This is a genomic window from Endozoicomonas atrinae (assembly GCF_001647025.1).
Classification (GTDB): Bacteria; Pseudomonadota; Gammaproteobacteria; order Pseudomonadales; family Endozoicomonadaceae; genus Endozoicomonas; species Endozoicomonas atrinae.
Window position 1 is genome coordinate 1 of the sequence record NZ_LUKQ02000090.1, and the last position, 21,900, is coordinate 21,900.

At 47.5% G+C, this 21,900-nt stretch carries 15 protein-coding genes and 1 pseudogene; 4 read left to right on the plus strand and 12 right to left on the minus strand.

The genetic code is table 11. The annotated features are described in order from the left end of the window. Nucleotides 1-312: 312 nt before the first annotated feature. The 6 genes from AK963_RS13930 to pilG form a co-directional block, all read right to left on the minus strand. A complete protein-coding gene (locus AK963_RS13930; RefSeq protein ID WP_066016065.1) occupies nt 313-813 on the minus strand; it encodes a chemotaxis protein CheW in 501 nt (166 codons plus the stop codon). A 61-nt stretch (nt 814-874) separates the two neighbouring features. Further along, nucleotides 875-7,192, minus strand: a complete 6,318-nt coding sequence (locus AK963_RS13935; protein ID WP_066016066.1) for a hybrid sensor histidine kinase/response regulator — start codon at nt 7,190-7,192, stop codon at nt 875-877. Between the two features lie 125 nt (nt 7,193-7,317). Further along, a complete protein-coding gene (locus tag AK963_RS13940) occupies nt 7,318-9,294 on the minus strand; it encodes a methyl-accepting chemotaxis protein (RefSeq protein ID WP_420795611.1) in 1,977 nt (658 codons plus the stop codon). A 133-nt stretch (nt 9,295-9,427) separates the two neighbouring features. Next, nucleotides 9,428-9,985 (minus strand): chemotaxis protein CheW, encoded by a 558-nt coding sequence (locus AK963_RS13945; RefSeq protein ID WP_066016068.1) that lies wholly within the window; start codon nt 9,983-9,985, stop codon nt 9,428-9,430. Between the two features lie 85 nt (nt 9,986-10,070). Next, nucleotides 10,071-10,445 (minus strand): twitching motility response regulator PilH, encoded by a 375-nt coding sequence (gene pilH / locus AK963_RS13950; protein ID WP_066016069.1) that lies wholly within the window; start codon nt 10,443-10,445, stop codon nt 10,071-10,073. 137 nt (nt 10,446-10,582) lie between these two features. Continuing rightward, a complete protein-coding gene (gene pilG, locus AK963_RS13955) occupies nt 10,583-10,981 on the minus strand; it encodes a twitching motility response regulator PilG (RefSeq protein WP_066016070.1) in 399 nt (132 codons plus the stop codon). A gap of 259 nt (nt 10,982-11,240) precedes the next feature. On the opposite strand from pilG, the gene AK963_RS13960 reads away from it, so the two are divergent. Further along, nucleotides 11,241-12,551 (plus strand): TolC family outer membrane protein, encoded by a 1,311-nt coding sequence (locus AK963_RS13960; protein ID WP_083232645.1) that lies wholly within the window; start codon nt 11,241-11,243, stop codon nt 12,549-12,551. An 86-nt stretch (nt 12,552-12,637) separates the two neighbouring features. Here AK963_RS13960 and AK963_RS13965 read toward each other — a convergent pair whose 3' ends face one another. Further along, complete coding sequence (locus AK963_RS13965; protein WP_066016071.1) at nt 12,638-14,800, minus strand: hypothetical protein; 2,163 nt, start codon at nt 14,798-14,800, stop codon at nt 12,638-12,640. Between the two features lie 217 nt (nt 14,801-15,017). Here AK963_RS13965 and hslO point away from each other — a divergent pair, with 217 nt between their 5' ends. The 3 genes from hslO to AK963_RS13980 all read left to right on the plus strand — a co-directional run bounded on the left by hslO (nt 15,018) and on the right by AK963_RS13980 (nt 19,415). Beyond that, on the plus strand, nt 15,018-15,887 hold the full coding sequence (hslO, locus tag AK963_RS13970; RefSeq protein ID WP_066016072.1) for an Hsp33 family molecular chaperone HslO: 870 nt from the start codon (nt 15,018-15,020) through the stop codon (nt 15,885-15,887). 417 nt (nt 15,888-16,304) lie between these two features. After that, on the plus strand, nt 16,305-17,918 hold the full coding sequence (gene pckA / locus AK963_RS13975; RefSeq protein ID WP_066016073.1) for a phosphoenolpyruvate carboxykinase (ATP): 1,614 nt from the start codon (nt 16,305-16,307) through the stop codon (nt 17,916-17,918). 408 nt (nt 17,919-18,326) lie between these two features. Next, a complete protein-coding gene (locus tag AK963_RS13980; protein WP_066016074.1) occupies nt 18,327-19,415 on the plus strand; it encodes a tyrosine-type recombinase/integrase in 1,089 nt (362 codons plus the stop codon). A 13-nt stretch (nt 19,416-19,428) separates the two neighbouring features. Here AK963_RS13980 and AK963_RS31375 read toward each other — a convergent pair whose 3' ends face one another. The 5 genes and pseudogenes from AK963_RS31375 to AK963_RS14000 form a co-directional block, all read right to left on the minus strand. Then, nucleotides 19,429-19,602, minus strand: coding sequence for a helix-turn-helix transcriptional regulator (locus tag AK963_RS31375; protein WP_083232646.1), 174 nt, complete (start codon nt 19,600-19,602; stop codon nt 19,429-19,431). Nucleotides 19,603-19,612: 10 nt separating this feature from the next. After that, nucleotides 19,613-20,839, minus strand: a complete 1,227-nt coding sequence (locus tag AK963_RS13985) for a hypothetical protein (protein WP_066016075.1) — start codon at nt 20,837-20,839, stop codon at nt 19,613-19,615. A 30-nt stretch (nt 20,840-20,869) separates the two neighbouring features. Continuing rightward, nucleotides 20,870-21,115 (minus strand): hypothetical protein, encoded by a 246-nt coding sequence (locus tag AK963_RS13990; protein ID WP_066016076.1) that lies wholly within the window; start codon nt 21,113-21,115, stop codon nt 20,870-20,872. Between the two features lie 132 nt (nt 21,116-21,247). Then, nucleotides 21,248-21,610, minus strand: a complete 363-nt coding sequence (locus AK963_RS13995; RefSeq protein ID WP_066016077.1) for a hypothetical protein — start codon at nt 21,608-21,610, stop codon at nt 21,248-21,250. A 14-nt stretch (nt 21,611-21,624) separates the two neighbouring features. Continuing rightward, nucleotides 21,625-21,900: pseudogene (locus AK963_RS14000) on the minus strand (single-stranded DNA-binding protein); the annotation flags it as partial.

Here is a 21,900-nt window from a genome sequence, read left to right on the forward strand (position 1 = left end):
AAATCAACATCATTAAAACCTTCGGGTAGCTGTGGTCGACGAGACATCTGTTCTAGATAATGCATGGTAATGATGCCTAAGCATAGTTGGCGGCAGCTTAAGGATTTAGAAAATGCGATTGGTATCAGCTTCTTCATGGATGGAGAGTTTGTTGCGACCGCTCAGGTTGCAGAACTGAATGATTATGTTGCTTCCAAGCAGTCTTAATTGATTCAGTCTGAAAAAGGGAGCCTGGAGCTCCCTTTTCTTTAGGCAATCTGAGAATTAAGTTACTTGTTTCATCATCTTGCCTGGAGGAGGAGAATAAAGCACTTATTCACACATTTCTTCAGTCTCATGAGCAGTTTCAAGCTTATTGCCTGAAATCACCTCGCTTATTTTCTGTTCCAGTAGAGAAAGATCCGGAATTGATGCTGGAACATCTCTCAGAATAACCCGGTATTTCTCCATTGGTCCTTTTTCCTCTGCCGAGTTACGCACTTCTTCGCGTACCAGCTTTAATGGTTGCGGAACCCCTTGCACTACCATGGCATAGAATGACAGGTCATCGTTTTTGTCGGTGCGGTGCATAATTGCAATACGGTTGGTGGCAGAGAACTCTGCAAATCGTCCCTTATTCAGTCTTTCAAAGGAGACAACGGGGATTTTCATGCCCCGCCAGCTGAGATCACCCAGCAACCATTCTGTTTCCGGGTAGTTTTGTTCCGGGCGACTGTAGTCCTGAATACCGGCGATGCATGCCGAAGGTATCAGCAGGGGACGCTGCTGCATGGGCATCAGCACGGAGGAGATAGGCTGGTGGCTTCCGGACATGGTTTCCTCTTAATTCTGGTACTGTGCTGTTGAGAGAAGAGCTTCCTGAGAAGCTCCGTAATCAGACTGTCTCAACCGCAATCAGCTTTTCAATGGCTTCGAGTAATGGGCCTTCCTGGAAAGGTTTACCTATGTACTCATTCACACCTAAACTGAAGGCCCGGTTACGGTGTTTCTCGCCAGTTCTTGAGGTGATCATGATAATAGGCAGGTCCTGAAGCTCAGAGTCATTCCTGACAGCACTGGCTACCTCAAAACCATCCATACGGGGCATTTCGATATCCAGCAGCATGATGTCTGGCCTCTGCTCAGAGAGACGCGTCATGGCTTCTACGCCATCTCGCGCAGAAATTACTTCATATCCCTGGCGGGTTAGCAGTCGGCTGGTGACTTTTTTTACGGTAACAGAGTCGTCTACCACAAGTACTCTGATGGTCTGATCACTGCTATCAAGTTCATGTCTTGCTACGGCTGCGGGTTTGGCTTCTTGAATGAAAAGCTGATGCTTGCGGTAGAGTGCAGCTGGATCGAGAATAACCACTACTCGACCATCACCAAGAATGGTTGCACCGTTTACCCCTGCAAGACCAGAGAACTGAATACCCAGGCTCTTGGTAATGATTTCCCGGCTACCCACGATCGAATCAACCTGAACTGCAATATTCTCATTACCCCTCTGCACCATTACTACAGGGCACTGGCCATCGCTTATTTTTGGAGTGGCTGTACCGATAAGTGCTCCCATGTATATCAGCTGGTGCTCTGTGCCATTACCATAGACGAGCGGGGCCTTGTTTCTGTAACAATCGGCCAGCATTTTTGATGAAACCATGGAGATGCCATCAATGGCATGCATTGGGAGTGCGTACAGGCTGTTCCCTACTTCCACCATCAACGCACGGTTAATGGACAGCGTAAATGGCAGCCTGAGGGAGAACTGTGTTCCCAGTCCGGCCTCAGACTTAACCTGTATACTGCCACCCAGTTGGCGAACCGAGTTATTCACAACATCCAGCCCGACACCACGGCCTGAAAGTTGGGTCACGTGGGTTGCGGTACTGAACCCGGACTTCATAATCAGTTCGATGGCTTCCTGATCGGTTATAGGCTCGTCAGGGCCAATCAGCTTCTGTTCAATAGCTTTAGCTTTTACGGCGTTGATATCAATGCCGCGACCATCGTCGGACAGCTCAACCACAACATCGGCACCATCTCGACGAATAGATAAAGAGATCTGGCCCTCTTCAGGTTTTCCTGCCTTCTGTCTCTCTTCTAATGAATCTTCGATGCCATGGCCAATAGCGTTTCGGAGCATATGTCCCAGAGGGGCAAGAATGCGCTCAAGCATGGTCCTGTCCATCTCACCTTCGGCATTAGTGACCAGAAGCTCGACGGGTTTATTCAGATCATCAGACACCTGACGGACAATCTTGCGCAGTCTGGGAACCAGACGGCTGAAAGAGACCATCCGGGCTTTCATCAGCTGTTCCTGTAACTCAATCTGAGTTCTGGACTGTTGCTGGAGCAGGGTTTCTGTATCCCTGGTTTTTTCCTGCAGGGCCTCTCGAAGATCCATAAGGTCAGATGCGGACTCAACCAGTGAGTGAGAGAGCTGTGACAGTTCTGAGTACTGGTCCATTTCCAGTGGGTCAAAATCTGGATTGTCACCAAGATCACCCTGGTGCTGGGAGATGATCTGACTCTGCGTTTCTATATCCAGTCGCCGCAGCTGTTCACGAACCCTCAGAATGGTTCGATTCATCTCTTCAAGCGTTCTGGTCGCATCTGCTGTCTGCTGCTCAATGCGAGAGCGACTGATGCTGGTTTCTCCTGCAAGATTGATCAGGGTTTCCAGTAGCTCCGAGGGAATTCGGACCATTTCACTGGATGATGACTGAAGTGTTGTGTCTTCAGCATCAGTCGTGGTCTGAGGAGCTACCCGGATGGTAGAAACGGGTTCCAGTATCTGCTCAGGCACCTGTTTCGGTAGATCAGGTACTGACAGTACTGACAGGTTATTTACCCATTTACCTTCATCCAACTCATGAGTGATAGGTTTGCTTAGAGATGAATGCCCCAGGTAGTCCGGGAGAGCATCAAGCTCTTCCGTTGTTGAGTAACTGGAGTTCAGCTTATTTTTCCACTGCCTGAGTTCTTCCAGCATGCGTTGCGCATCAGGAGATGGCTTTCCGCTGCCAAGCTCTTTCAGTGTTGTTTCTATGGAGTCATGCGTTTTCTGAATCAGCGCAAGAGGTGCGCTTTCAGGTTCACAGCTGCCATTGGCAATGGATTCATAGACATCTTCCAGTGCATGGCTCAGTTCTCCAAGTTCATTAAGCTCTGCCATCATTGCTCCCCCTTTCAGGGTGTGAAGGCATCGTTGAAGCTCATGAACCGGTTGTATATCGCTCGTATTGCTTAGCCATTTTTCCAGAGACTGGGCTGAGTCTTCAAGCAGCTCATAAGCCTCCTCTATAAACAGCTTGCGCAGCTCCTGATCGGACTCAGACTCATCGATGAAATGAGCAAAAGGTGTACTTTCTGAAGAGCCTGGATTACCTTCAGACTGAAGGACTTTAGGTTCGAAATGATTATCTTCAGCTAAGGATAAGTCAGTTTCTTCTTCTGCCTCGAAATCAAGAAGTACATCAAAGTCATGATTCTCTGGGCTTTCTTCGAAAGTGTCGTCTGGCTCTGTAGACGACTCTGCTTCACTCAGTGCCTGTTCAATCAGTAAAGACTCGAGCGCTTCACGCAGAGCACTGAAAACAGCTTGTGGTGGCTCAGGTGTTTGCTGTGAGGCCACCTGGTTCATCATTTCAACCAGCGCTTCGAAGCCGTCAGTAAATGGCGGCAGTAACTGCTGGGGAAGCCTGGTTTCATGTGTCTCTAGATAAATGCAGACATCATGCAGCACATCACAGAGCTCTGTGATAGCTGACAAACTTGCTTCATTAGCATTCTCCGCAAGAACTTTCAGTTCAAACTTGAACCGGTCAAGTTCTTCGTGGGGAGTTCTGTTAACCCATGTTTTCAGGTAGCTGCTGGCATCAAGTAACAGGTCTAGGTCACTTGCAAGGAAAAGAGCTGCCTGTTGGCCTGTTGGCTGTTTTTCTGGAGGATGCTCTGGAGCAGACTCATCTTTCAAACTGTTGCTGAGCAGTTGATTATGAAGAGCGTTAAGCCAGTTAAGGAAGCTATCAACTTTCAGCTCCAGAGAGTCGGGTGCCGTTTGAAGCTGTTGCAATGCATCTTCAATCAGGTCTACCCCTTGTTCCAGCATGCTGATGACCTGGCTATCAGCAGGCACCAGGTGTGCCCGGAACTCCTTGATAGTCTTTTCGATGGCGGCAATCAGCTCAGCAAGAGGCGTAATTTCTGCCATAAATGCACTGCCTTTGAGGGTATGCAGTGCTCGCTGGACAGTATCTGTGATCTGGATATCACCACCAAATTGATGGGCGCTATCGATAAACTCTTTTACGACACTGAGATGGCTTCTTGCTTCACTGTCAAAAATTTCCAGTAACTGTTGATCATATGCAGTATTCAGCTCAGCGGTTTGCTCTTCAGTAACGAGTTCACTTATTTCCTCAGTTTCTGAAAGCTCTATCAGTTCATTAAAGTTGCTATCCAGATTTTCTTCGGCACTTTCCTCTATAATGTTGCCAAACATCATTGCAGGTTCTTGCTGATCAGACTCTGCGAACTCCTCACGATCAACGACAAAGTTGGTTCCTTTGCCCAGGGCATCTGCTTTCTCCATGCAAAGCAGAACTTCCGGGGTTAGCTGCTGACTGTCTCTGGCAAAATCATTCACCAGCTCAGGCAGCATGGAGATGATTTCATTGATTAGCTCAGCCATTGACTCAGATGAACTAATATTGCCTTCGATCACGCTGTTCAACATGTTTTCCACTGACCATGCGAGCTCACCGATGACATCAGCACCAATCATACGGCCGCTACCCTTCAGGGTATGAAAGGATCTTCTTATCTCATTGGTCGTGGCTGTATCGTTGAGATTACTTAGCCATTCTGGAAATAGGTCTTTGAGCTGCTGCTGAACTTCTGTTGCTTCTTCGACGAAGATTTCATGGAGTTCTTCGTCACTATCTTCATCCATAGACACACTAGAGATCTCTTCTAAAGAGAGGGTACCCTCTTTGGAAGGGTGGTGTGGCGGTGCTTTATCCTCCGTGATGTCATAGCTACTTATGGTTAAGGTGCTATCTGATGAAGGTGTTGAAGTCTCCGTAAATGAAAACTTTTCTTTGGGAGAGTGGCTTGGCAGGCCGGACAGGTCTTCTTCATCCAGAGAAAAATCAATAGTCAGTTCCGGCTCATCATTCACTGTTTCCAAGCTTTCAATAGACATAGCTTCTGGAATCAGGCTCTCCATATCGACGATATCGATAGAAGGGGAGAGAGGAGTGCTCTGTTTCTCGGTAATTTCTTGAGAGGGGCTCAGACTATTGGTTGTGAACTCTATTGTTGGTCCATAGTCTGCTTCCCTTTCACTGGAAACAACAGCTCCGGTAGCTGACGACAGGGGCTTTTCGTAGTGAAATTCAATAACATCATTGTCAGCCGCTTCTTGCTCCAGAGCAGCCCTCTCTTCATCAGAAAGCAGGTGAACAGCAAACGGGTTAGCCTTGGGCTTAAGCTCCGGGGTGGAAGAGATAACTGGTGCTTCAGGTTCTGCTTTTGTTGTGTCAAAGGCCGATTCAAGTTTATTGAGGCTTTCCTGAGTGATATCCAGCGTTTTTTCGGAATGGGCAGAAGCTCCGCCACTCAACTGTTCCAGATAGTATTCAATACTGGATAACGTATCTGCCAGTGCTTCCAGCTCATCAAGGCTAGGCTTGAGGTTTTTATCCAGCCACTGATGCTGAATGTGCTTGGAACAGCGACTGATTAACTCAGCAACACGGTTCAGAGGAATGATGGCAAGACCGCCCTGGATGCTTTTTATCAGGGGCAACAACTTGGCCAGGAACTCCTGATTATGGTGACTGCCAAGGTAGTCCACCACAGCACCTTTAGCTTGTTCCAGGTTTTCCCTGGCTTCATGAATTACTGTCTGGTGAATATCATTGATCTGTGCTGATACAGAGGGCTGGCCGGTGACCGAGCGGTTGATGCCCATGAATTGGTTCAGCCCGGATTCCACTTCCAGCAACTGGGCTGCAGTATTGATCAGGGTATCGTTAACTTTCTCGGGCGAGTGCTCACCACTAAGAATCATCTGCAGATTGCGATGCTCTTTCTGCATGACTCTCTGCAAATGGTCGAGGCCAAGCATGCATAATGTGTCAGAAATTTGCTGGCTGGTGGCCAGTTGATCCTTAAGTCTGGATTTATTGTCCTCAGGGTTGAGCAGGTAAAGATCCAGTGCATCTTTTATATGAGTTAGTTCTTCCTTTATGGCTTTCACCACAGGAGTTGCTGCATCAAAACTGATCAGATTGACATCCTGAGGCTCTGAATCCAGGGCTTTGTCCAAAGAGTACCGTCTCTTCAGCGAAAGGATGAGAGCATTCTCACTATTTGCTTTGGCAATTCGATAAAGAATTTCTCTCAGTATCTCTTCCGATGGAGGGGAGTTCAGTCGTTTGGCTTCCTCATTGGCCAGATGCTTGAACTCATTGTCCATTTCTCTGAGGATTGTGATGGCGTGATTGTCTATCGCAATTGAGCCTTCCTTGAGACCCTCTGAAAATGCGGTGCATGCATCCCATAGCGGTGAGATCGGCGAGTCCCAGCATAGGTTTTGCAGCTTGGCAAATATTTTACTAATGACTGTTAGTTGCTGGTCCCGCTGACTGTCCCGGAGAACTCCGGCAAGACATAGCTGATATTTTTGACGTATTTTGCGTACCAGAACAGCAAAGCCACTAGCCTGTAGCTTGTTCAGCTGTACTTCAGGGATCGGTGCAATAGTGTGAACGATGCTGGGTGTAAAAAAATCAATATCGGATAAAGCCCGCTGCCCACGTAATTGGCGCATTTCACTGAGCAGGGTTTTCAGCAGGCTGGGGGTATCCTTGCCTGATCTGGATGTATGGGCAAGATAGCCAGGCAGTTGAAGCATCGCCTGAATCAGTACAACCAGCTGCTCCTGATTGTTATCAGCTGTGGCTGACTTCAGGCTATCTAATAACAACAGAATTTCCCGGGTAAGTAACCGGGCTCCCTTCTGTTTCAGTATCTCCAGCGTGCTGTGAACTTGCTGAATTTTTGTACGACAATTCTCCAGAAGCACAGCATCATCTGTTGAATCAGCATACTGTTCAAGATCCTGACGGGCTTCAGTGAGGGTGTTCTCAATCTCTCCGATAACCCAGTCCAGACCTATGTATTCACGCTGTTCGACCATGCCTGGCTCCCGTTTCCAGCTATCATTCCCGCAGTTGTTAGCGCTCTTTTTAACAAGAGCGCCTGAGCGGCGGGCATCATGCTTGTTTTCATGCTCTCGTCTCTTACGGAGTCAGTTTTCCGGTGTCAGGACTCTATGGTTTCAGGCAGTTTGAAACCAGTAACCGACTGACGCATTTCCATTGCCATACCGGCCAGGTCACCGATAGATTGAGCGGTTGCCTTGGTACCTGAGGAGGTTTGAATAGAAATATCCCGAATGGCCACCATGCGGTTGGAGATCTGTGAGGCTGACTGTGCCTGAATTTTTGCTGTTTCAGAAATGTTCCGGATCAGACCTGACAGGCTGTTGGATACCTGCTCAATCTCTTCCAACGCAACACCAGCATCCTGTGCCAGACGGGCCCCGTGCACCACTTCAGATGTGGTTTGTTCCATGGAGATGACCGCCTCATTCGTATCGGTCTGGATGGTAGATACCAGGGCCTCTACCTGCTTTGTTGCTGCTGATACACGCTCTGCCAGACGTTGAACCTCGTCTGCAACCACGGCAAAGCCTCGGCCTGCTTCACCAGCCATGGAGGCCTGGATAGCGGCGTTCAGGGATAGAATGTTGGTCTGATCGGCGATTTCGTTGATCAGCGAGATAATGTCGCCGATCTCCTGAGAGGATTCACCCAGCCGCTTAAGACGCTTGGAGGTATCCTGGATTTGTTCCCGGATGGTGGTCATGCCATCGATTGTATTCCGTACGACCAACCCCCCATTCGCAGCGATTTGTACAGAGCGCTCGGCAACATCAGCCGAGTCAGAGGCTTCACTGGAGACTTTATCAATAGACTCCGCCATCTGGTTCACGGACTGGGTCGTTGACCCTATTTCCTGAGCCTGGTGGTCAGAAGCCTCGGCCAGCAATCTTGCAGTTGCCTGTGTTTCCTGGGCGGCGGCATCAACCTTAACCGCTGTCTGGTTTATAGTGTTAACCAGAGCGCGCAGTTGCTCAATGGAGAAGTTAATGGAGTCTGCAATTGCTCCGGTAAAGTCTTCGGTTACACTGGCTTTAACGGTCAAGTCACCATCTGCCAGGTCCGCCATTTCATCAAGCAGTCGCAGGATTGCTTTTTGGTTGGCGGCGTTCTGTGCTTCGGTTGCCGCACTTTGGGTTTTGGTTTCTTCCAGACGACGGCGGGTATCCATGATGATGGACATTGCGGTCAGCAGGACAAACAGGAGGGAAAGTCCACCGGAGACCATGATGGCCAGCTCAAGTGTTTTCTGCTCAACAGTAGAAGTGGATAGAGTGTCTGCCAGTACCGAGGTCTGCTGTAGCAGTTGTTGTGAATCGGTGAAGATAGTATCGGACGCGGCGCGCACCTGGAACAGCTCAGGCGAGGTTTCCAGAATCTCATCAACACTGCCGTCGACGAATTCAAACAGATCAGAAATCTCCATTAGGCGGTCAATGGCTTCATCATCAGTTACTTGACTGATACGCATGGCAATATTGCCTTCCAACATACCATCCAGTACGCGACCGAAAAGTTTGGCATCTCGGCCAAAGCTATCAGCGGCCATAATGGAGTCTTCACCACCTTCCAGAACCTTGGCTACGCTTCGGATAATACGCTCTGCCAGCCAGGGCTGACGCTGAGCCATGGCAATCTGGTCAGAAGGAGCGTTATTCTCAAGAAGGATTTCTACTACCTCGTCGTACTCAATTTGCAGCTGGGGAATGGTTTCACTCAGTGTGGTGGCAACATCATGAAGAGACAGTACGGTATCCTGTGCAGAGAGAATACTGTCGGCTTCTACCTTCATTTCAGACCATGCAGAGTCCAAGGCTTCAATCTGTTGGGCAGCAGCGCTATTGGAGGTATCAATAAAGGGGAGAACTGAAAGCTTGGCACGGTTCAATTCACCAATATATTGGCCAAACATTGAAGTCGCTTCTTTCAGCAGGGGAAAGGCTTCTTCTTTACCTGAGGCCGCTTCTGAGGCGTTTTTGGCAATCTGCTGGGAAAGAACCCGGAGTTCACCCGCGTTGGTTTCATGGGTGTGAAGCAGCTGGGATTGCTGGTCATTGTAGATAAATGCACCCGTCATCACTGACAGGGACAGCACCAGCATTGTGATCGAAGCGATCGTGGCTCTGTTAGCCTTGCTTCCCTGTCCCCTTTTCGCTTGATTGCCTTTCATGGTTTATTCCCCGATTTCTAATTTGAAATCAAAATCCTGTTTATTCGCTGGCGGCTTTTAGAAAACGCTCGTTGGTAACGAGTCCCTCAACACTGAATACGACATAGTGTTGATCTTTGAAATATGAGCCCTGGGTAAATGGGTGAACATTTTCCGGAATTGATGCCGGTATCTCATCTGAGTGGCTGCTGGCTGTAAACTGCTGCATACCCTTTACTTCATCAACGATAAGGCCAACGGAAATGTCTTTTTTCTCGATGACGAGAATCCGGTTGTTTTGATTTGGTTTACTGGAAACATAACTGGCCTGGTTACTTTTCAGGAAGTCACCCAGGCTGACAACGGGTATCAGACGTCCCCGGACATTCGCTAACCCCCTGACCCATCGGTGAACGCCAGGCAATGGAGTTGTCAGGGGAACTGGAAGAATTTCAGATATTGATCCAACCTGAACCATAAAATGCTGACCATCCAGTAAAAAGCTGACACCCTGCCAATAGCTCAGGTCAGTTTGCTCTACAGGGATTTGAGCGCTGTACAGGGAAGCACTCTGCTCAAGTGTCTCCAGGTAGTCGAACGGATGACTGGAGTTGGTCATAGTACTCCTTTCCTTCATTGTTCCCTTAACAGTTCAAAGTGACGAATGCGAGATAGCTCTGTTTTCCCGGGTAGGTAGACCTGATTCAGGCGGCAGCATCACTCAGGACTTCGTTAAGAGTTTCCAGTAGCAGGTTTTCCTTAATGGGCTTGGTCAGATAGTTTCTGGCTCCCTGTCGCATGCCCCAGACACGATCAGTTTCCTGATCTTTTGTGGTTACAATAATGACGGGAATGTGTCCTGTGCTCCCATCTTTAGAGAGCTGACGGGTTGCTTGAAAACCGTTCAGGCCTGGCATGACGATATCCATTAATACGGCATCAGGCTGTTCTTCCCGACAGAGGGCGACACCATCGGCACCATTGTCAGCCGTCAATACGGTATGACCATGTTTCTCGAGCATTGCGCTCAGTTGGTACAGTTCGGTTGGTGAGTCGTCAACAATCAATACCTTAGCCATAAATCCCCCCAGTGCTTTTGGCCTAATGCAGTTCTACAGGGCCGCACCAAACTTGGTTACTTGCTTTAAATTATTTCCTGAACCCCTTCTTGGTCTCACAGCTAGAGACTCCGTTAGGGCTTTCCATTCAAGTTCGTCTAAACAGCCAGAGCATAATCAGGACAGTGATCCCGAATTGTTCCGAATAGTTCATCACGACTGAATGGCTTGGTCAGATAATAATCTGAACCTGCAATTCGTCCTCTGGCACGGTCGAAGAGACCGTCCTTGCTCGATAGCATGATGACAGGAATCTGTTTAAATGCGTTGTTATTTTTAATCAGCGCACAGGTTTGATAGCCGTCAAGACGAGGCATCATGATATCGACAAAGATGATGTCTGGTTTGGACTCGGCGATTTTTGCCAATGCGTCAAAGCCATCGGTGGCAGTAACCACCTGACAACCTGCTTTTGTTAGAAGAGTTTCAGCAGTACGACGAATCGTCTTGCTGTCATCAATGATCATGACCTTGAGGTCTTTTCCGCCACCTTGCATGTTTTTCCCCTGGCAATCCACAGAAGAAGCGAAAATAGTTCGCTGCCATTCTTTCTTGTCGATCCGTTCTCAATGGCTTAATTCTGTTTCAACCGGATATCTGGACCGCTTATTATGCTTTTTTATCATAAGTTGGTCATTGCTGACCAGAAGCGTGATGGTTACATGTCACGTTTTTTCCAACCAGCTATAAAGTCCCGGCTATTCATGGCGATGTATCTAGATAATAAATCCCAGCACGGAAGATACAGGGACCTCCATGAACCGTTTTCAATTTCTGCTGATCAGTACGTTCTCTGGCCTGTTAGCATGGAATACAGAAGTTTCAGCTGAGTCTCTGGAAGAAGCTTTAGGCCAGGCTCTGCGTTCAAACCCTCAGGCAAAAGTTGCGCTTAGCCGCCTAAAGGCTGAGCAGAAGAATATTGATGCCGCAGCATCTGATTTCTGGCCAACGCTTGATATTGCGGCGGGTATTGGTGGGCAGAAAAAGGATACCAGTCCAGATACCGATGGGGAAAAATACACTCGTAAAGAGGCTTCATTTTCTCTAAAACAGAATCTTTTTGCGGGTTTTAATACCTGGTATAACGTTAAGGGAGCCCGTAAAGGTGCTGAGGCTGAGCATTGGAGGCTTTACTCAACACTGGAAGACTTGGCTTTACAGGTTATTAATGTCTATCTCAAGGTGCTTGAGCGCCGTGATTTGGTTGAGTTGGCAGAAGAAAACCTGGAAATTCATCACGAAATCTTTGATCAGATTGAGCGCCGAGCCAGTCAAGGGGTTGCTCGAAGCTCTGATTTGATTCAGGTAGAGGGTCGGCGGGCAAGAGCGAATGCGAATCTCATTAATGCCAAAAATAACCTGATGGATGCTGAAAGTGAGTACCGTGCATTGGTTGGGGACAGTCCCGGTGATTTGGAGTTTCCTGGTTTTGAGCATCTTGATTTGCCGGAAGATTTGCAAAATGCGATTAAAAAAGGCAGGCAGGATCACCCTAGTGTAAAAGCTGCTGAACTGGATGTTGAATCATCAGAATACGCATACTCTTCCCGTAAAAGCAGTTATCTTCCATCGCTGGATGCTGAGGTAGACCAAAGTTGGAAGAGTAATGCGGATGGTCAGCTGGGTGATTATGATGATACGGTCGCCATGGTGAGGCTTCGCTACAACTTGTTCCGGGGCGGCGGTGATAGAGCTCGCTTGATGGAGAGCGCCCATCAGGCAGAAGAGCGGCGATCCCAAAAAGCCAAGGTTATGAGAGATGTAGAAGAAAGAATGCGCATCGCCTGGGCTGCTCTTCAGTTTATTGGCGCACAACGTGAGTACTTATTACTTCATGAAGATGCCAGCCGGGAGACGGTTGCGGCGTACAGAGAGCAATTTAATATTGGTAAGCGGACTCTGCTGGACTTGCTAGACAGTGAAAATGAATTATTTCAGTCAAGCAATAGTTTAACTGCAGCCATATATCAGGAAACGTATGCGCGTTACCGCGTTCTGGCGGCAGTGGGTAGACTACTTGAAAATATTGAATTTACTATCCCGAAAAGCTGGCAGCTGGATGATTAAATTGTATAGGTAGCGATCTAATCTGACATGATGAGAGATGCGGTAATCGATCATTTAATGTTAGATTAGATCCTGATTGCTACAGTTTAGAACGATAAAGCCACAATCCTGCCATTAGCCTTTTGATCCAATTCCCCAGTGAGTCTGTCGAGCAAATCTTTGTAAAACTGGTTGTGGATCTCCTCTTCCTCTGCTTCCCCTGGAGGTTCTTCGGCATTGACGATCGCTAATAACTTCTCAGTCTCTACCAATCCATCCGATCCGGTTCCCTGGAGGACCAAAAAACAAGGTTCTTCAGGTCTTTCTGGTAATTTAGATATTGCACAATGCCGCCTAGCTTGCTCCACATCCCGTGGCTCAGATTGATCTTTTTCAGACATTGCTTGTGCTAACCGGGTGGCGACATTGGTGTCAGTATTGTCTGCTTGCAGCTCCTCAAGGCTGTCCTTGGATGCACCATAGGGGACATAGAGTGTTCTTATGTCCCCTGAGTGTTTACGGTTCACCAGCCAGTCCGTGCCATTAATATCGAGTACTATTGTGAAATCTATTGCTATATCTGCTTGCTCCTCCTCAAGTGAGAAGGCGTTATGTAAGATATTGAAAATTTGAGTGTCTGTAATGCCTTCCAAAGAGGTTTTTTCATTATCGTGAAGGTAATTGTCGAATTGTCTGGCGAGGCCAAGCTTAAATCTATGGGCATAGTCGTTGGCGCCTGCTCCCTCAATGCGCATGTGTAGGCGACCCAAGCCATCATCTTCTATTATATCCTTCGGATTAACATTGTAAGCATAGATGTCTTTATCATCGGGTGCTGCTAGTTCATTATTTACTTTGTATGGCTTATGCGGTTTATTGGCTTCAGTAAGGCGTTGTACAGCACTCTCATCAAATGGTCTTCGCTCGTTGACATCGGTATCAATTACCATATCCACCTGTTGTGGCGAAAGGCTATCCTGCATCGTTGCTGGTAATGAAGTCGCTAAGCCCGCGGTATTTGGCGCTGCTGGTGGGCGCACGACCGGTTCTTCAGGAACTGGGCTTCCAGGGCTTTCTTCCTGATCCTTTCTCTCACTGGTGATAGACTCTGTTGTCATAAAAGAAGCGTTCATACTAGGGGAGATTGGCAGCCCCTCCTGCATTTGCTCATCAGGCTCCCCTTGAGCCTTTAAGGTTTCAGGTCTTATATCCATTCTTGGCGGTGTTCTTTCTGTTTCCATGTCAGGAACAGCCGGCCTGGGTAAAGGCTGTGTTGTATCAGTGTGTGCTGGGATTATGGTTGGGTCTGTATCTATATCTCGTTGTTGTCTTGCCTTTGTCAAATCAGCTAATAGGGAGGGGGGGAACTTGTGCTTGCTCTGTCCATCCTCACTTGTTGTTTCAGGCTGTTGATCAACGGGTTTAGAAGTCGTTCTTGGAATAGCCGCTGGTCTTTCGTGATGATTTCTCTCAGACTGGCGATTGGGAGATTTGACGAATACAAATTGACCATCCACTTCAGTTTCTGAAGGAGATGCAGAGGGAGATGCAGAGGGAGATGCAGAGGGAGATGCAGAGGGAGATGCAGAGGGAGAAAATGAAGATGAAGGTGGCCAGTCTGACAAATCAGCAGTGATTTCGTATAGCCCGCTATTTGGCGATTTATACTTCAGAGCTTTGGAATTAGGTGCCTTTTCTCTTAACTCGCGTGCAGTATGTTCTGCTTGATTTTTCTCGTCTTCAATGGCTTTGCCCAAGACTTGGTCTTGACCATTATCAACAAACGATTCCTTTATTTTGCCAATTCTGGATGACAGCGTACTTATCAATAGCTTTTTTCGGTCTTCACTCATTCCTTTTTCAGGTGGGATTAATGTTTCTACTTTGCCAGAACTGGATACATACTTGATTTCGAATCCACATGTAGACGCATCAAAGCTACCAGGGTTATTCATGAATTTTTGAATTTCTGTCAGCCTGAATGTTATTTCTTGCTTACCTTGTAAGTCTGCCAGACGATCGCAATGCTTAATGTGCTGATCTTCAAGGCTTTCAATCTCAGTTTTCTTTGTGCTGACGTGAGAAGCTGCTTCAGCGTTTTCAATGCCTCTTTGATCTAATGATTGGGAGTTTTGTTGAGTATTACCCCCAGAGTCCGTTTGTTTGCGGACAGATTCTTTTAATGGCTCTTTGTCCTTGATTGGCAGTTCAGAGGATGGAGGTTGAAGAATTTTCTGCTGTACATTGTTACTGCCTGTTGGATCTGGCATGTCCTTTCCCTGGTCAAGCTAACATCATTTGAGTATAGCCAAACAGTACTTTAGAGAGACAAGCTATAAACATGGCGGAGTGTTTTTGATCGAATCGTAATATAATACGCTGTTTCCTATTTTATGTTTCTTTGCAAATCAGTGGCTTGCCTGTATTTGGTCGGTAGTTTTCATGATGCCGTCAGTTTTTTGATAAGCCCGGAACGGAATGTTGCCCATGAGCAGAACTGATAACGCAGTGCAGCGCTTTATCTTTGAAAATACTGATATTCGCGGTGAAATCGTTTCCCTTAACAATAGCTATGTTGATGCCCTGGCTGCCCATGATTATCCCGAAGTTGTCAGGCGTCTTCTGGGGGAACTGGTGGCTTCTGCCGTCTTGTTGAGCACCACACTGAAGTTTGAAGGGCTGCTGACCCTTCAGGCCAGAGGCGACGGGCCATTAACGCTGCTAATGGTGGAATGCACAGACCAGAAGTCTTTCAGAGCCGTTGCGCAATTCAAAGATGATCTTGCTGAGGGAACACTTCAGGAACTTCTGGGTAAAGCAAGCCTGTTGATTACTGTGGACCCGGTCAAAGGGAAGCGTTACCAGGGTATTGTTCCCCTGGAAAAGGAAACGCTTTCCGCAAGCCTTGAAGATTATTTTACTCAGTCTGTGCAGCTGCAAACCCGGTTGTGGCTGGCTTGTGATGGTCGAACCTGTGGCGGTTTTCTGCTGCAGGCTTTGCCTGCCAGTGCTGAGCTTTCTGAGGACATTCGCGCTGAATCCTGGAATCGCATGACGGCGCTGGCTGACACCATTCAGGACGCTGAGCTGCTGGATCTGGATCATGAAACACTGCTGATCAGGCTGTTTCATGAAGAAACGGTTCGTATTTTTGAAAAAGAGCCGGTTCGTTTCGTCTGCACCTGTTCTCAGGAAAGAAGTGCAAAAATCATCAGTACTCTGGATCGAAAAGAAATCGAGTCAATTATTGAAGAAGAAGGTCAGGTTGCTATGGACTGCCAGTTCTGTAATCACCAATATGTTTTTGGTAAAAATGATCTAGATTCAATCTTTAACGAAAAACCACAAACTCATTAAGGCTTTTAGGTTCCTCTTCTTCTTGTTTAGTCGGGAATTTAGTTGAATTCCTGACTAAATGGTCAAATGCTGTTTTATTTTGTTTTTTCTTGCTTGTTTTTGTTGTCTGGTGCTGGATTTTACCGGCTCTTTATGAGTTCATTAGCCAGAGATAATGATGAGAGTGTGCACTTGTGTTTTCTTCCAGTGACTGATGATAAGTTTGACGCGGGGCAACACTTTCAAGCTGACAAAGGTTTAACGTCTTTTACCAGACTCAGTTAACTATCAGGCGTGAAAAGAGGGCTCTATAACCTGTAATTTCAGAGTTATATTTAAATAATAGGTTCAATACCCTATCATAGCGCGCCACAAGAATTATCATAATCTAACAACATGAAACGTTAAGTTGAGCGTATTGCCTTAGGAGAACTTTGCATGGCCCATGTAAACGTAAAGGAAGCTCTGGCTGCAGTCGGAATCAAGGATGTCCTTGATGTGGTTTACAACCCCTCTTATGACACTCTGTTTGAAGAGGAGACCCGGCCGGAACTGGAAGGCTATGAAAAAGGGATAGTTACTGAAATGGGGGCCGTGTCGGTAGATACCGGTATCTTCACTGGCCGTTCTCCGAAGGATAAATACATCGTTAAGGACGACACGACCCGGGATACCATCTGGTGGTCTGATCAGGGGAAAAATGACAATAAGCCCATTACTGAAGACGTCTGGGCAGATCTTAAATCACTGGTAACCAATCAATTGTCCGGCAAGCGCCTGTTTATTATTGACGGTTTCTGTGGTGCTAATCCTGAAACACGTTTGAGCGTGCGCTTTGTGACCGAAGTGGCATGGCAGGCTCACTTCGTGAAAAATATGTTCATCCGGCCCAGCGAAGATGAGCTGGTGGGCTTTGAACCTGACTTTATTGTGATGAATGGTGCAAAGTGCACCAATCCAAAATGGCAGGAGCATGGTCTGAACTCTGAAAACTTTGTGGCATTCAACCTGACGGAGCGGATTCAGGTAATCGGTGGTACCTGGTATGGCGGTGAAATGAAGAAAGGAATGTTCTCCATCATGAACTACCTTCTGCCGCTCAGGGGCATGGCGTCTATGCACTGTTCTGCCAATGTGGGTGAACAGGGGGATACAGCAATTTTCTTTGGTCTGTCCGGAACCGGTAAAACCACACTCTCTGCAGATCCAAAGCGTGCTTTGATTGGTGATGATGAACACGGCTGGGATGATGATGGTGTTTTCAACTTTGAAGGTGGTTGTTATGCCAAGACAATTAGTCTGAGGGAAGAAAATGAGCCTGAGATTTTCCATGCCATTCGTCGAGATGCGTTGCTGGAAAACGTAACCGTTGATGCTCAGGGTAAAATTGACTTTGATGATGGCTCAAAAACCGAGAATACCCGGGTTTCTTATCCCCTGTACCATATTGATAATATTGTTAAGCCGGTTTCCAAGGCTGGTCACGCCAAGAAAGTGATCTTCCTGACTGCCGATGCGTTTGGTGTTTTACCTCCAGTCTCCTGCCTGACTCCTGAGCAGACCAAATACCACTTCCTCTCCGGCTTTACTGCGAAATTGGCGGGTACTGAGCGTGGGATCACCGAGCCAACACCAACCTTCTCTTCCTGCTTCGGTGCCGCATTCCTGTCCCTGCACCCAACCAAGTACGCAGAAGAACTGGTTAAGAAAATGGAAGCTCATGGTGCTACCGCTTACCTGGTGAATACTGGATGGAACGGTACTGGCAAGCGTATCTCCATCAAGGCAACCCGGGCAATCATTGATGCCATTCTGGATGGTTCTATTGATAAAGCAGAAACCAAAACTCTGCCTTTCTTCGGATTGCATGTACCACAAAGTGTTGCTGGTGTTGATGACAGTATTCTGAACCCTCAGGATACTTATGAAGATCCAGCCGAGTGGGAACGTAAGGCTCATGACCTGGCGGATCGCTTTATTACCAACTTTGTTAAGTTTACTGATAACGAAGAAGGCAAGGCTCTGGTAGCAGCAGGCCCATCACTGGGTTGATTTAAGTTCCATAAAAATAGCCATGTTATAAAGGGAAGCTCTGTCTTCCCTTTTTTTATTCTCCAGCTTTGCTATTTCTGCCCTGGATCTGGCATTTTCCGGTACTCTGATGGTTTGCTTGCATACAAACGGGTCAGTTTCGTTATAATTCCCGTTCACTTTTGTAAAGAGTTTGTAATTGGTTTTTTTTGTCTTTTTCTGTTTTTAAATCAGTCATTTATATTTATTAGTATGTTCGTACTGGTACGTATGTGTATTTCTTGGATGGGGTTGGTGTGTTGTAAAGTGTTGTGAAATCGTTGTAAAAAAAATACTGTTTTGAGGAAAAAGAAAATTTTACAACACTCGAAAAATAACAACGGTAGTCATCAATGAAAAACGCTCAACAGGTCAAGGCATTATTAAAAAATGCCAGGTATGCACAGTTGCGGTAAGAACTTGCTTCTTTCTGTGGGGAAAAAAAGAAGCACTTGGTATGGAAGGGTCTTTATTGATGGTAAGCGTAAGGATGTAAAGGTTGGGGACTATAAGTTTTTAACGCTGTCGGAAGCCAGGGCACGGTTGTCAGCTATACAGGACAGTCTGGCCGTTTCTGGTACTTTTGAGGTGATTGAAACATTCGGCGAAGCCTATGAGCTTCTTAAAGAAAAAGGGGTGAGTGAAAGCTATGACTCGGCTTATAGAACTTATCTTGAAACTGATTTCGGTCCCATGAAGTTAGATGCCATACAACCTATTGTTATTGAGAGAAAGCTTAACCAAATACGCAAGGCTGGAATAAAAACCACGGGCAAGAAGGTGCTGAGCGTGATCCAGCGGGTCTATAAATTGGCAAACCGGTTGAGACTGACAGAGAAAAATCCGAGTTTTGGCTTTGAAAGCAAGGATGCCAGTACTCATATCTCTAAAAACACTCGTACACTGTCGATGGATGAACTAGAAGCCGTCTTTGAACATTTCAGAAATCAACGTCTTTATAACCGTAGGAACTATTTGATGCTGGCGGTAAAAACGGCATTAACCTTACGGGTTAGAGAGTTGGTTGCCATGAAAATGAGTGATGTTGATTTGAATAAGGGGTGTTGGAGAACTCCTGATTTTTTAAGGAATACAAAAAAATGGATTCATGAGCTAATCCCACTAGAACCAGAGGTAGTTGGATGGATAAAAGAAGCCAATGAATTTTATCCAGACAGTGACTATGTATTTGCAGTGGATGATGGTGGGGTATGCCCCAATACCTTGCGTAATTGGGTTGAGTATCAGTACAAAAAGGGGAAGTTAAATCATATCAAGGTATGGGCTCCACACTCCCTGCGGCGTACAGGAAGGACGTTTATGTCCAAGAACAAAATATCCTATGAAGTGGCAGAAGCGTGTCTTGGGCACAGGAAAAAGGGAGTGGATGATGTTTACAATACGGATGATCATTTTGAGGAAAGAAGGGCGGCGCAACGTATTTACCTGGATACTATTGCGCCGTTTATAAATGCATGAATGGGCATGCCTGTCAGCAGCCAAAAAATGCTTCAACATCACTGCGGCGGTATAATTTTTGAATGCCTTTACCCAATGATACCGGCTCAGGAAACTCACCATTACGGATGATTTTGTAAAAGGTCGATTTCGAGAGATGGTATTCCCGAAGTATATCAGTCACCCGCATTAGCTTTTTCTGTTCCATATCCCTACCCCTACATAAAAAACTTCAAAATGTCGTAGCCAAAGACAGGCTGGCATTGGGTGGTCATCACCCGCTTACCCTTCTCACGGAACTGCTTTGTTGACGGGTCATACATTTTTCCGTAGTGCCAGCCAGTGTCGGTCAGGACGAATTTGCCGCTGTGCTTCATGGGCTTCCATTTAATGATGCGGTGCTTTTTCAGTACGTCCTCTATGTAGCCTTTTTGCAGCTCCAGCTCGTCGGCTAGTTCATAGATGGAGAAGTGATCCGGCAGGCCGTAGCGGCCCCGCATTCGGTCACTGCTTCGGCGACTTTTATGCTGTCGGGTGATGACGGGTTTCCCGGTGTCAGGTTGATCCTCTGCAACGGTTGGCGGTGTGGGCTTTGGTTCTGGCGCTGGTGTCTTTTCTGCCGGTTTTGGCGTGATGTAGCGCCGCCATGGTTTGGTGAGCGTTGGCAGTACGGAGGCGTACCACTTCAGTTGCTTGACGGGGGTACCGTCACCGTGATGCTTGCCCACGTCGAGCATTTCGCAGAACGGCTTGCCCTTTTCGGTAGGTGTCCATTGATCACCCACCCTGACCTGTAATCCGTGGTCGTGAAGGTGCAGGTTCATATTGACGGCTGAGAAGACCGGATCGGACAGTTTGCCCAGCTCGGTAACCGTGTAAAGCGGGGCTTTGACCGGGGCGATCAGGGCGGGGTGACCCATTTCTTCCAGTGGGGAAAAGTCGAGGCGTTTCTTGACCATGCGATCTGCCGCCAGCATGGCCTGGTTACCGTCAAGGCCGAACTCTCTGGCAAAGGTGATGGCTTTGAGGCTGGCGTCCATGTGGAGCTCCAGCAGTTGGTGCGGGGAGGGTGTTGGTAATTTATCAATAACAGGTTCAGGGTTTTGTTGACGGTCGTTAATGGCATCCTGTCGAGCTTGCTTGCCCTCTGGAGTCATCGTGGCAAGAAGTACATGGTTGGCAGCATTAACGCTGAAGTTATAAACGGTTTTAGTTCGTCCTCCACTTTTAAACATTGATGTTTGAAAGTCCTTACCATCAATAAATCCATGTTTTGCAATCTGTCGGTCTAATTGCTGCTTGGGATTGGTGATGGTGAGGCCGCAAATTTGCAGCAAGTTCTCGCCCTCAACCATTTCATTCAGAACAATGCCTTTTCTGCGGATGACCAATTCAGCCTGATCCAGGGTAGTGATTTCGGTGTCAAATTGAGCTTGTTGTTCCATAACATTTGCCTTTTTTTAATGTTGGTTTTGTTACTGGAGACTGGCCGTCTCGATGATGGGCTTGAAGTCGGTCAGTATCAGGTCACGGTATTTTTCCCATTGCTCTGTTGAGTCAAACATGGAGAAGCCAGGGGCATTGCCGATGCCCAGTCCCGCAATGAAAGCTCGTTCGATGGCTCTGGCCAGAGCCAGCTCGCGGCCGGTGAAGGCGTTGGTGACCTGGCTCAGCTCCAGAAAGAGCCTGTCTATGGTTTCCGTCTGGTTAAGCTGTGGCATCCCTACCTCCGGTTCAGGCGACGGGCGACTTTCTGGGCCTTGAACTTTGCCCGGCGCTGGGTCAGCTTCAGACGTTTCTTCCGTGGATGGCGATCCAATGGGGTGCTTTCAGTAATCATGTCTCGTCCTTGATCAGTGGGTGGTTGACTGAATATTTACGTAGCGTTCAAACGAGTTTTCACTTTTTAACCGGTGCTTTTCGAGGGCTTCCTGAATGAGAAAGGCGACAATCAGATGCTCCTGATTTTCTTTCTCCTGTTCGGAGGCATCGAACGGTGTTGTCAGAGCCGAAAGGGTGTCCAGAGCTGCGCCCATCATGCAGCCCTTGCAGATACTCTGATCTGCTAATGAAGCCATCATTTCATTGGCAAGGTTGTGTGCCCGAATGCTGTCCCGTTTTAGACGAAGCAGTGAAGCCTTGTCATCAGGATCGGTTTGGGCCGTGTCATCGGCAGTCAGTGCAACGCGCAGATCATTGATGGATAGTTTTGGCATCCTTGCCTCCTGGGTCAAAATGGGATGTTCTGGTCATATTCGTCATAACCCTGCTGGGTGGCAGGCTGCTGACCGTTACGGGCTTGCTGGTACTGGTTGTTCTGCGGTGCCTGTTGTGCCGGGTGGTTGGCCGGCCGCTGCTGAGGTTGCTGTGGTGCCTGCTGGTACTGGGCAGGCTGCGGGTTCTGACCGTCCAGCATCTGGAACTGGGTATTGATGCCATTGACCACCACTTCGGTGGTGTAGCGATCCTGACCGCTGTTGTCCTGCCACTTACGGGTCTGTAGCTT

What these genes read in the sequence shown, in the direction of transcription:
- AK963_RS13930 (WP_066016065.1), bottom strand. Translation starts at nt 813, where the DNA reads ATGTCCGGAAGCCACCAGCCTATCTCCTCCGTGCTGATGCCCATGCAG.
- AK963_RS13935 (WP_066016066.1), bottom strand. Translation starts at nt 7,192, where the DNA reads ATGGTCGAACAGCGTGAATACATAGGTCTGGACTGGGTTATCGGAGAG.
- AK963_RS13940 (WP_420795611.1), bottom strand. Translation starts at nt 9,294, where the DNA reads ATGACGGGTGCATTTATCTACAATGACCAGCAATCCCAGCTGCTTCAC.
- AK963_RS13945 (WP_066016068.1), bottom strand. Translation starts at nt 9,985, where the DNA reads ATGACCAACTCCAGTCATCCGTTCGACTACCTGGAGACACTTGAGCAG.
- pilH (WP_066016069.1), bottom strand. Translation starts at nt 10,445, where the DNA reads ATGGCTAAGGTATTGATTGTTGACGACTCACCAACCGAACTGTACCAA.
- pilG (WP_066016070.1), bottom strand. Translation starts at nt 10,981, where the DNA reads ATGCAAGGTGGCGGAAAAGACCTCAAGGTCATGATCATTGATGACAGC.
- AK963_RS13960 (WP_083232645.1), top strand. Translation starts at nt 11,241, where the DNA reads ATGAACCGTTTTCAATTTCTGCTGATCAGTACGTTCTCTGGCCTGTTA.
- AK963_RS13965 (WP_066016071.1), bottom strand. Translation starts at nt 14,800, where the DNA reads ATGCCAGATCCAACAGGCAGTAACAATGTACAGCAGAAAATTCTTCAA.
- hslO (WP_066016072.1), top strand. Translation starts at nt 15,018, where the DNA reads ATGAGCAGAACTGATAACGCAGTGCAGCGCTTTATCTTTGAAAATACT.
- pckA (WP_066016073.1), top strand. Translation starts at nt 16,305, where the DNA reads ATGGCCCATGTAAACGTAAAGGAAGCTCTGGCTGCAGTCGGAATCAAG.
- AK963_RS13980 (WP_066016074.1), top strand. Translation starts at nt 18,327, where the DNA reads ATGCCAGGTATGCACAGTTGCGGTAAGAACTTGCTTCTTTCTGTGGGG.
- AK963_RS31375 (WP_083232646.1), bottom strand. Translation starts at nt 19,602, where the DNA reads ATGGAACAGAAAAAGCTAATGCGGGTGACTGATATACTTCGGGAATAC.
- AK963_RS13985 (WP_066016075.1), bottom strand. Translation starts at nt 20,839, where the DNA reads ATGGAACAACAAGCTCAATTTGACACCGAAATCACTACCCTGGATCAG.
- AK963_RS13990 (WP_066016076.1), bottom strand. Translation starts at nt 21,115, where the DNA reads ATGCCACAGCTTAACCAGACGGAAACCATAGACAGGCTCTTTCTGGAG.
- AK963_RS13995 (WP_066016077.1), bottom strand. Translation starts at nt 21,610, where the DNA reads ATGCCAAAACTATCCATCAATGATCTGCGCGTTGCACTGACTGCCGAT.